Origin of the sequence: Butyricicoccus sp., assembly GCF_050872565.1 — a bacterium.
Lineage (GTDB): Bacteria > Bacillota > Clostridia > Oscillospirales > Butyricicoccaceae > Butyricicoccus_A.
This window is the reverse complement of record NZ_JBNMHC010000470.1, coordinates 1-1,389: the sequence shown is the minus strand read 5'-3', so window position 1 is coordinate 1,389 and position 1,389 is coordinate 1. Positions and strand designations below refer to the sequence as shown.

2 protein-coding genes are annotated in these 1,389 nt (G+C 45.1%); both read right to left on the bottom strand.

Annotated features, from left to right (window positions below; genetic code table 11):
• Window positions 1-803 (bottom strand): CHAP domain-containing protein (locus ACR0P9_RS12620; RefSeq protein WP_432620680.1); only part of this gene is annotated, 803 nt, incomplete at its 3' end.
• Between the two features lie 16 nt (window positions 804-819).
• The coding region (gene lepB, locus ACR0P9_RS12615; protein WP_432620678.1) for a signal peptidase I at window positions 820-1,389 on the bottom strand (570 nt) is incomplete at its 5' end.

Sequence of the window (1,389 nt, the reverse complement as noted above, 5' to 3'; positions counted from 1 at the left end):
TGCCCGCCAGAATTGCCATTACCTTTTCCCTGTACAGCAACTGCACTAGAGTCCTCCTCCGCGTTATCCGGAATGCTTGCGTAGCCGAGAATTGTGGCGTCATCGGAAGCATAGGTGCTATACTGAACGCGGTCAGACACATCGCCTTCAATTGTTTGAACTTTGGCATTTTCTACATCTGTAGAAACAACCACGCCCATATGGTCTGCCTCTCCATCTTTATCTGTATCGAAGAAAATCAAATTTCCAGCCTGTGGCTGATAGGCATCTGTATCATAAAAATCGTTATACGGCTCAGCAGAAACCTGTTCCATCCAAATCTTGCAATCAGCATCTGCCGGATAATCCTGCACGCCCGCATAATTCAGACAAAACGCGACAAACATCGCATCCCAGTCACCATAGCAATCGCCATACCATGCGCCGTATCGCGTGTAACCCTTTTGCTGTCCATCTTCTGTGACGTTGTAATTTTTTTGGCTCTCTTCATAACCAATTTGACTTTTGGCAACCGCCACAACATCTTCTGCCGGTTTACCTGTCAAAGAAATGGTTTGTATATCTTTTTCCCAAGTTTCCTGTGACTCAACATCTGCATTTGGATCGGAGAAACATTGTAAGGTGTGTTCATGGTCTTTGCCGCAATACGTCTGATTTTCTGCCGTAATCGCTGGTAAAATCAGCATATATGTTGTGACAAAGACAACTATGCAGGCAAGAGCTGCTACAATTCTTTTCCAAAGAGAATGTTTTTTTCTCTGACCGGCATAATTTTCTGCCGACCGCAGCCCTGTTATGCGCATCGGTATGAACTCCTTTCTACTTGATTACTCCAAACCGTTCGAGCGGCCAAACACGAAACAGGATCCTTCCTACAATTTGTTCCTGTCCAACGCATCCGACTGCTGTATTTCTTGAATCTACCGAAGTCGCTCGGTGATCGCCTAAAACAAAAACTTTGCCATCCGGCACTTGATACGGAAGCTGAATATCTGTATCGCCAAGAGCCTTCTCATCGAGATATGTCTCTTTTTGCGCAACATCATTGACATATACTGTTCCATCTGCGTCAATATTGACCCAGTCTCCGGATTCTGCAATTACTCGCTTGACCAATATCTTGTTGTTGTAATAAAACGCCACGATGTCTCCGGAATCAAACGCGTGTGTTTTGACGGTAAAAATAATATCGCCATCCTCTAACGTCGGCGTCATAGAGGTTCCATAAATCTGCAAGACCGGCATCCAAAGGGTTGCCACCAAAATAGCCAAAGCTGCAACAACGATAAGAACAGAAACCGTGCTTTTTAGTGTTCGACGGTATCTTCTCTGATAACGAAGTCGCTGCTGTTCCTTTTGCACTTGTTCTACTGTTGGCAGTTCCACGGA